This window comes from Winogradskyella sp. (genome assembly GCF_013213975.1).
Classification (GTDB): Bacteria; Bacteroidota; Bacteroidia; order Flavobacteriales; family Flavobacteriaceae; genus Winogradskyella.
In genome coordinates this window covers 1-8,294 of record NZ_JABSST010000103.1, presented here as the reverse complement: position 1 = coordinate 8,294, position 8,294 = coordinate 1, and the positions used below count along the sequence as shown (strand labels likewise).

Genomic DNA, 8,294 nt, shown 5'->3' with positions numbered 1-8,294 from the left:
TTTCTTGGCCTTAGCTCCCATCTTTTTGATGTTTTCAACACGAGAGATGAGATTACCTTTACCTTCAACCAATTTATTCATAGCTGCAGAATAATCGTTTTTAGCAGCATCTATTTTTTTACCAACGCCAGTTAAGTCCGAAACTAAACCTTCAAACTTGTCGTATAAAGCACCAGCTTGTCTGGCAATTTCTATTGCGTTTTGTTGCTGCTTCTCATTATTCCACATGGTATCAATGGTGCGTAGTGTTGCCAATAGCGTAGACGGGGTTACAATAACAATATTTTGTTCAAACGCTTTGTTATACAAGGTGTTATCTTCATTAATAGCAACTGCAAATGCAGGTTCGATAGGAATAAACATTAAGACAAAATCAGGGGATTCTATGTCATATAAATCCTGATAGTTTTTAGCAGATAACTGATCAACATGTTTTTTAATAGAATTGACATGTGCTTTTAAATAACTAGGCTGATCTTCACTATCCGCATTTACTAAACGCTCATAATCTGTTAGTGATACCTTAGAGTCAATAATCATCTTCTTTTGGTTAGGAAGATGAAGTACCACATCAGGCATTACTCTAGAGCCATCTTCAAGCTGAAAACTTTGCTGCACAAAGTATTCGCGGTCTTTTTCTAATCCAGATTTTTCCAATACACGCTCCAAGACCAATTCTCCCCAATTTCCTTGCGTCTTACTATCACCCTTTAAAGCTTTTGTTAAGTTGGTAGCCTCTTTCGCCATCTGCTGATTAAGATCTTTAAGCCCTAGCAATTGCTCCTTTAGCGCAGAATGCATACTAATACTTTCCTTTTGATTGTCTTCAACTTTTTTTTCAAAAACCTTAATTTTCTCTTCTAAAGGATTTAGAATGTTTTTGATATTCTCTTTATTCTGAAGTGTGAATTTCTCAGATTTTTCATCTAATATTTTTGAAGCCATAAGCTTAAAATCTTTTCGTAATTGTTCTTGTTGCTTGGCCAATTCTTCATCACGCTTCAGATTTAGCTGCTGTAAATTCTCATATTCCGTATTCCGACGCGATAACTCCGTATTTAAAAACTCTTTTTCATTGCGAATAGATTCACGCTCATGTTCAATTTTTGTAATTGTTTCCTTAAGTTCTTGAATTGTAGATCCTAACTGATTCTGGCGTTCTTCTAAGGTGCTCTGTTCGCTTTTACTTTTTAGTTTTGCAAATAGCATACCTAAATAACCACCAATAGCGGCTGAAATAATTATAGCAATAAATAGAATTAGTGTGTCGTTCATTAATGGGTCATTGTTTGATTCAAATATACTTTATTTAGAAGTAGAAATAAATCTTATTTATTAACACGGAAACTTCCACTCTTGCTATCAAAAGCAATCAAATCCCTAGGAAAAAGTCCGTCAAAAACACCCTTAGATATCAGGTTACAAGGCGCATCATATATGGCATTATCTTTGGTCATAACAATCATGGTGTCACAAAGCTGAATGGCCAAGTCTATCTCATGCGATGAAAAAAGTATGGTTTTTCCTGTTTCCTTAGTCAGCTGTTGTAGCAATTTTAGGATATATGCTTTGTGATACATGTCTAAATGTGTTGTGGGTTCATCTAAGACAATAATATCCGTGTCTTGTGCCAATGCACGCGCTAGCATAACTTTCTGTAATTGGCCATCACTTAATTCATAACAGCGTTTATCTTTTAATTCCGTGATGTTAACCAAATTTATGGCATTATAGATAATTGATTGGTCTGTTTTAGTAAGATTTCCAATCCAATTGGTATATGGGTGTCTGCCCAGTGCCACAAGCTCATAAACCGATAGATTCTTAGAGGTTATTTGTTCGGTTAAAACAATACTTAGTTGTTTTGCTAATGCTAGGCTACTTAGCTCTTCAAGAGCTTTTTCATTTAAGTAAATGTTACCGGATAGCGCTGGTTGGACTTTGATTAAGGTTCTAAGTAATGTAGATTTTCCAATACCATTGGCCCCAACTAAACCTATAAGTTGGCCTTGTTGTAGTTCAAAATTAATATCAGAAGTCACTACAGTTTCTCCTGACCTGGTTTTATAACCAATTTTGAGCGCTTCTGCCTTTAAAATGATATGTTGTTTTAAAGTTGTCATTAAAACATCATTTTTCGCTGTCTTACTAATAACCAAATGACTACTGGAGCACCAACTAAAGCTGTTATGGCATTTATGGGTAATGTGTAATCACTGCCAGGAAGTTGAGCAATACTATCGCAAATAAGCATAACAATGGCTCCAAATAGAAATACTGCTGGAATTAATATTTTGTGATTAGACGATTTAAAAATCTGACGTGTTAAGTGCGGAATTGCCAAACCTATAAAAGCTATAGGCCCAGCAAAAGCCGTTATGGTACCAGCAATTAAACTTGTTGCTAAAATGAGTATAAATCGAATTTGCTTTAGGTTTAAACCCAAACTTTTTGCATAGTTATCTCCTAATAGTAAACTGTTAAGTCCTTTAATAGAAGCAATACTGAGTACTATACCAACAATATAAATGATAGAGAAGATGAGTAATTCTGACCAAGAAAGATTACTTAAATTTCCAAATCCCCAAAAGATATATTGCTGTAATTGTTCTGCAGAACTAAAGTAGGAAAGTACACTTACTACTGCGGCAGTAATACTTCCAAACATCAGTCCTATGATTAATATGGCCATTGTATCTCTAACTTTACTCGAAACAGCTAAAACCGCTAAAAGCACAAAAAAACTTCCTAAGCTCGATGCGATAACGATACTCCATTTTGAAATTAATACCGCGGCAAGAAAACCACCAAACAAACCAGAACCTAGTATTACCAGAGCTACACCTAAACTGGCACCAGAACTTATACCTAATACAAAAGGTCCTGCTAAAGGGTTTCTGAATAAGGTTTGCATGAGTAGGCCTGAAATTCCAAGTCCTGATCCCACAAGAATAGCAGTAATTGCCTTAGGTAAACGGTAGTCTGAAATGATGACTTCCCAAGTGGAATTTTCAATCGTTCCAAATAGGCTGTTGAAGATACTTTTTATCGGAATTGAAATGGATCCTAAACTTAGATTAATAAAAAAACATAACACCAATACAGTAACTAATAGTGCAAATTCTAGGCGATATGTCTTTTGCGGAGTCAATTAATCCAAAGGTTTAAAAAAGTGAGGCGTATAAGCTTTCAATACATCTGGATGACAAATTTTAATAATATCTTTTAAAACTAGGTCAGGTCGTGTTGTACCAAGCTCATAGTATAAGACTCCACCTGTTGCACCTTTGGTATTGGAAAACGTATAAATAGACTTTGTTTTAAAAGCCTCAAAATTGCCATACAGATTACTCGCACTTAGAAGTTCGTCATAGCTGCCATAGTAGGATGGGCTTAACCAAATATCTGCCGCTTTGGCTTTATCTAATACGACTTCAAAATTTAAGGCTAAGCTACCATTTCCGGAAGTATCTTTCCAAAGGTAATTAACATTAGCATCTTTTAGAAACTGAGCTTCTGGACTCGAGCCATTTGGCATGTACCAAACCTCTTTATGCATGGCACCACTTAAAATTGTTGGTCGCGTCTTGGCCTTCTTTGCAATATTTTTAGCAGCTAGATAGTTTTTTTCAATTTGGTTAAAAATGGAATCTGCTTCTTTTTCTTTATTAAAAAGTACTCCAAAGAATTTAATCCATTCAGCTTTTGCTAGGGCATTTGATTCTACCCAATCTCCATTATAAATAACAGGGATTCCAGCTTTTTTTATGGTTTCAAACGTTTTGTTAACGCCATCTACGCCAAAACCAATCACTACATCTGGATTTAGTTCTAATAAAACTTCGGTATTGATGTCTTCATTTTTTCCTAACTCTCTAATATCTCCATCAGCGATGCGTTGTCTTGTTTTTTGAGATGAGATATAATCGGTACCAGGAAAGCCAATTAAATACTGTTCAACACCTAAGAGTTCCAGCGCTGGTATATGAGTAGTTGAGGTGACTACTATCTTTTTAAGATTATCTGTAACAACACCATCAAAATAATCGGACGGAAAATTCATTTTTGATAAAACACTATTGGAAGCGATAAGGTATTGGTATTGTTTGGTGGCTTCAGGCCATGGATTATTTATACTGAGAATTTTATGATCCCCATTATCGCCTACAGTGAATCCTTCTGCATACTTTAATTCTAAAGTAGGTGTTTTAGTTTGAGAAAGGATTTCAGTTTTTGGCTCGTTTTTACAAGAAACAAAGACGAGTAGGGGTAACACATAAATAAATAACCTCATTTTTAATACTTAAATGTCTATTTTGGACTCAAAAGTAAGATTATTTAAAGTTTAAAGTAAATCCATAAACAATTTGTTTAATTTAGCTGCGAAATTAGGTTCCAATAACTTATTGCGGTTATTGGATTAAAAGGGAATCTGGTGAAATTCCAGAACTGTTCCCGCAACTGTAAGCTATAATGCTTGTTGTCACCTTCAAAGTCACTGAGTAATTACTTGGGAAGACCGATAACAAGACGCAAGTCAGGAGACCTGCCAATTTCAACATAGAAGTCAAACTTTCGGGATAAAAGTTTACGTATAGTTTTTCTATATGTTCTCGAACAATTAAAATTTAAATGAACAAGACAAGATTGTTTTGTAGCATACTTGGTATGGGTATGTTATCAATTGGATTGGCACAACAACAGCAAGATTCAATTAAAGTAGAAGCACTTGATGAAGTGTTTATTACAGACTCGCGTTTTGCCTTAAAGCGTGAAAATTCAGGAAAGGTTATTACCAAAATTACAGCCGAAGAACTAAACAAAATGCAAGGCCAAAGTATTGCTGAGATTATTAGTAGAACCGTAGGTATTGAAGTTAATGGGGTACGCAGTAATGCAGGTCAGAATTTAAGTTATTTTGTACGTGGAGGTCGAAATCGTCAAGTATTGGTGATGATTGATGGTATTCAAGTTACAGATCCTTCTCAGATTGCAAATGATTATGATTTACGCTTATTAAATGCAGACCAAGTAGAATCCATTGAAATTCTGAAGGGGGCCTCAAGCACATTGTATGGTTCAGGAGCAGCCACTGCTGTGATTAATATCAAACTCAAAGAAGCAAGAAATAAGAAGATTAATGTTAACCTTAGAAGCACTGTTGGAACTAACCGCTCTTCAGAAGATAAAAGTTATGCTCTCGAAGATTTTAGAAATAGTATTTCAGTAAATGGAACTATAGATAAGCTAACTTATTTAGCCAGTTTTGGTTTACAATCAACAGATGGACTATCGGCATTGGAAAATACTACTGAATCTGATAAATTTCAAAGTAATAACGGAAATCTAAAGCTTGGTTATACCTTTAATTCCGATTTTAAGTTGACAACTTATGCAAGTTTTGATAATTATGATGCAGATTTTGATGATAGTTTCGGGATGATGGATGCGGATAATGTATCTACTTCTAATCAGTTTAGAATTGGTATTTCACCCGAATACAAATATAGCAAAGGAACTGTTGTTTTGAATGCTGCTTACAATAATGTAGAGCGTGAAATAGAATCAGATTTCCCCTCAAAATTTAATGCTCAGAGTTTGGTAATGGATGCCTACAACCGTTATAATTTTGATGATACGTTCTATACTGTTTTTGGTGTCAACTATCAAAATAATACTATGGAGAGTTTTTCCATTCCATTTGGTGAAACAGAATTTAGCCAGGCTATAAATCCAGATACTGCCACATTTAATATTATTGATCCTTATGCAAATTTAGTTTATGTTTCAGATTTTGGATTAAATATTAATGCTGGATTACGTTTAAATAATCATAGTGAGTATGGCAGCCAATTGGTGTATAGTATTAATCCTTCATTTAAACAGGATCTTGAGTTTGGATATATTAAAGGTATGGTAAGTTATAGTACTGCATTTATTACACCATCATTATATCAGTTATTTGAGCCGAGTTTTGGAAATCCAGATCTAGAACCAGAAGAGAATGATACGTTTGAGATAGGAGCAGAATTGCACTTAAATGAAAAGGCCACTTTAAGTCTGGTGTACTTTAATAGAAATGAAGATAATTTCATAGATTTTGTAGATACAGGTGGTTTTGTATTTCAATACAGTAATGTAGACGAATCCTTTAATGCAAATGGTTTAGAATTTGTTGCTAACATATCTGCGGTAAAAAATTTAAACATAAATGCCAATGCAACGTATACAGTGGTTAATGAAAATTTGGGATTGCGTATTCCAGAATTAAAAATCAATGCACGGTTAGATTATCAATTATGCGATAAAACAACTCTAGGACTGTCTTATCAATTTAATGATGATAGAAATGATGTGTTCTTTGATAATACCACGTTTGAAAATGTAACTGTGAATTTGGAGCCATTTATTATTACTGATTTTTATGTAAGTCATAAGATTCTTAAAGATAAAATGACAGTATTTGCTAATGTTACCAATATTTTTAATGAAGAGTACCAGGAACTATTTGGCTTTGAAACCAGAGGTAGAGGCTTCAATATTGGATTTAATTTAAATCTATAAACCCAAAACTTATGAAGAATCCATTTTACATGAATTGTTTAGATATTTATGCCACTCAAAGTCAGGCTTCAGAATTGAGTAGGTTTCAAAATGCCATGGACATATCAAAATTACGTGTTATGCCTTTATTAAGCTGGGATATTTTCATGTCTTATTATAACGATAAAATTGGACAAGCTGTAAAACAATTAGAATTGGCTCAAGTTTTGTCTTTTGCGCACAAATTTAAATGGAAAAATGATCTTAAGGCAGCTTTTAAGGCAAGGGATTATGAAGCTCTTATCATTACTGATAAACGTCAAAATATCATTTGGGTAAATAACGGCTTTACTGAAATGACTGGCTATTCTAAAACGTTTGCTTTAAATAAAACTCCAAGATTCTTACAAGGAGAAAAAACTTCGTTAAGGATAAAAAATAGAATTCGAGAGAAAATAGCTAAGGGTGAACCATTTAAGGAGGTTATTGTTAACCATAAAAAAGATGGTACTGCGTATAAGTGTGAAGTACAAGTACTGCCTTTATACAATACTTCCACAACACATTATATTGCTTTTGAAAGAAAAGTTGGATAGTTGTTTAGTACGCTATGAAATAATAAAGCCGCTCATTGAGCGGCTTTATTATTAGTTTTCAAACAGTAATTTTTCAAGTGGAGATTGTAATACTTTCACCTCAATGACTTTGAGGTGCTTAGATTCCTCATTACTAAAAATAGAAACTCTATCAGCGTTAAGCATATCATTAACAGCTGTTGCTAATAATGGATCACTAAGCATCCCTAAGGATCCTAAATTACTTGGTACTTCAAGGACTTCAATATCTGGTGTTAAGCCTTCAGCAGGTACTAAGTCATCATTAACATTAGTCGAATTAGCAATTAAGGGTATTAAGGCATAGTTATGTGCTGTATTCACATTAATCCCATCAAATTCTGGGCTATCAAAAATTAAACGATTGGCCTGTGTTTTTCCAGCAGTATCATCACCAATATGTACGACCTCAATGTAAGGTCTTAAACTATTTATAATAAGTTCACTTGCAGAAGCCGAGCTGGCTGTAGTAAGGACATAAACCTTACTTAAATTAAGACTGGCAATTCCTGTATTATCAGAAAGGCGATCTGTAAATTCATAATCTCTATTTTGATTTTCTTGATTGTCATTATAAAATAATTTAGAAAATACTTGGCCATTAAACTGTCCTGTAATCATACTGGCCAAATGCACAGCTGTCTGTATGTTTCCACCACCATTATAACGAAAATCCAATACTAGTTCTTGGATACCAGCAGATTGAAATTGAATAAAAGTTGTATTCAATGCATTATCAAAATTGGCATTAAACCCATTATACATTAAATACCCGATATCAAATTCTGGTAAGGAAATAATTTCTGTTTTATGAATAGGGTTTTCAGTATAGGCTTCTTTGGTCAAACTGGTACTTTCACCATTAAGTGTTATAGTATCGTCTGCAGGATCTGGTGTTCCGTTGGTGTCGTAATCCGCAAAATTGAGGGTATAAGAGTTTTGATTCAATAAGTTGCCTACATTGCTTGTAGTAAGATTATTGCCATCAATACTTCTAAAAATAAGACCTCTGGTTAATCCTAAATTATCAGCAACACTATTATTAAGGACAAGTGTACTAGCACCAAAACCTTCCGGTTCACTTCCAGGAAGTAAGTATACTCTAAATTCTATTCCATTACTTAAAGTAATACCTTC

General features: G+C 34.1%; 7 protein-coding genes and 1 riboswitch. Of the genes, 2 read left to right on the top strand and 5 right to left on the bottom strand.

Annotated elements, in window-relative coordinates:
- From rmuC to HRU49_RS13190, 4 genes are all read right to left on the bottom strand, one after another.
- On the bottom strand, window positions 1–1,275 hold a 1,275-nt coding region (gene rmuC, locus HRU49_RS13205), incomplete at its 3' end, for a DNA recombination protein RmuC (protein WP_296357933.1).
- 53 nt (window positions 1,276–1,328) lie between these two features.
- Entirely contained in the window at window positions 1,329–2,123 is a 795-nt protein-coding gene (locus HRU49_RS13200) for an ABC transporter ATP-binding protein (protein WP_296357930.1), read from the bottom strand.
- Window positions 2,123–3,151, bottom strand: coding sequence for an iron ABC transporter permease (locus HRU49_RS13195; RefSeq protein WP_296357928.1), 1,029 nt, complete (start codon window positions 3,149–3,151; stop codon window positions 2,123–2,125). The genes HRU49_RS13200 and HRU49_RS13195 overlap by 1 nt, the downstream gene beginning before the upstream one ends.
- On the bottom strand, window positions 3,152–4,294 hold the full coding sequence (locus HRU49_RS13190; protein ID WP_296357926.1) for an ABC transporter substrate-binding protein: 1,143 nt from the start codon (window positions 4,292–4,294) through the stop codon (window positions 3,152–3,154).
- 79 nt (window positions 4,295–4,373) lie between these two features.
- A riboswitch (cobalamin riboswitch) is annotated at window positions 4,374–4,569 on the top strand.
- A 63-nt stretch (window positions 4,570–4,632) separates the two neighbouring features.
- On the opposite strand from HRU49_RS13190, the gene HRU49_RS13185 reads away from it, so the two are divergent.
- Both HRU49_RS13185 and HRU49_RS13180 read left to right on the top strand, forming a co-directional pair.
- Window positions 4,633–6,564: a TonB-dependent receptor plug domain-containing protein gene (locus HRU49_RS13185; RefSeq protein WP_296357924.1), complete on the top strand. Its 1,932-nt coding sequence runs from the start codon at window positions 4,633–4,635 to the stop codon at window positions 6,562–6,564.
- 11 nt (window positions 6,565–6,575) lie between these two features.
- Window positions 6,576–7,139 carry a PAS domain-containing protein gene (locus HRU49_RS13180; protein ID WP_296357922.1) on the top strand — a complete coding sequence of 188 codons (564 nt, stop codon included), beginning with the start codon at window positions 6,576–6,578 and terminating at the stop codon, window positions 7,137–7,139.
- Between the two features lie 51 nt (window positions 7,140–7,190).
- Here HRU49_RS13180 and HRU49_RS13175 read toward each other — a convergent pair.
- Window positions 7,191–8,294, bottom strand: a 1,104-nt coding sequence (locus HRU49_RS13175; protein WP_296357921.1) for a S41 family peptidase, incomplete at its 5' end; no start/stop codon positions are given.

Excerpts from the sequence above, each read along its gene's own strand:
- HRU49_RS13200 (WP_296357930.1), bottom strand. The coding sequence starts at position 2,123 with ATGACAACTTTAAAACAACATATCATTTTAAAGGCAGAAGCGCTCAAA.
- HRU49_RS13190 (WP_296357926.1), bottom strand. The coding sequence starts at position 4,294 with ATGAGGTTATTTATTTATGTGTTACCCCTACTCGTCTTTGTTTCTTGT.
- HRU49_RS13185 (WP_296357924.1), top strand. The coding sequence starts at position 4,633 with ATGAACAAGACAAGATTGTTTTGTAGCATACTTGGTATGGGTATGTTA.
- HRU49_RS13180 (WP_296357922.1), top strand. The coding sequence starts at position 6,576 with ATGAAGAATCCATTTTACATGAATTGTTTAGATATTTATGCCACTCAA.